Origin of the sequence: Bacillus sp. XT-4, from assembly GCF_050864245.1 — a bacterium.
GTDB lineage: Bacteria > Bacillota > Bacilli > Bacillales > Bacillaceae > Bacillus > Bacillus altitudinis.
Map to the genome: position 1 here is coordinate 1 of NZ_JBPAFI010000020.1, position 915 is coordinate 915.

The 915-nt window shown below is 35.7% G+C and carries 1 tRNA gene; it reads right to left on the reverse strand.

Going from position 1 to position 915, the window contains the following annotated elements:
• Positions 1-76: transfer RNA gene (locus ACRRMM_RS19115), tRNA-Val, on the reverse strand.
• Between the last annotated feature and the right edge of the window lie 839 nt (positions 77-915).

The following is a 915-nucleotide window of genomic DNA, read 5'->3' on the forward strand; positions in this document are numbered from 1 at the left end:
TGGTGGAGGATGACGGGCTCGAACCGCCGACCCTCTGCTTGTAAGGCAGATGCTCTCCCAGCTGAGCTAATCCTCCATATTGTGTCGTTTCGAATGTCTCTCGATCTGACAAATAGTATTATATAACGATAAGATATTGTTTGTAAAGACTTTTTTAAAATAATTTTTGAATTTATTTTAAAGCTGTTTTTTCACATCTTTTCGTTAAGGCACCTAAAGAAGTTTACCACTTGTCTCTTCATTTTAAAAGTCTTTTTTTCATTTTTTTATGTTTTTTTGTTAAAAAGGGCATTAATAGCGCTTTTTCAATGTAAAAACAGCTCTTTTAAAGCTGAAAAATGTTTGTTTTATTCCTTATATCCTCAGATAACGTGCATTTAGAAACGAATTTTTTTATTATTTTATTTTTCCGAGAAACCATTTTGTATATTTGCTTTATATTAAATTGATCCTGGTCATTTCCCAAAAATTCGTCTCAGTGTTCCCTTGCCTCATCAAACATTGTGGTGCTTAACTCAAATCTTCCTCCCCTCTCTCATTAGCAAACCAAGATGCCCTTTGCTCTCTTATGTAGGTTTCAATGATCTAGCAGCAAGCGCAGTTCGCTACATATGGTTGCCAGAGGAGAATATCCTTTTTAGACATGTTTACTCTTTTGATGTTGACTCTTAACAAGATGAGCGAGCGACGAGATTGGATGATAAGAATATTATAGAATGTCTAAAATTCCAGTGAAGGGGATGAAATGAATGAGTTATTGAGAATGTAGTGAAAGACCACGATTTTCAATATAAATAGATATATCATTTATTAAAACACAAAAAAGACCAGTTCCGATTGGAACTGATCCTTTGAAAAGCTTGGCGGCGTCCTACTCTCACAGGGGGAAACCCCCAACTACCATCGGCGCTGAAG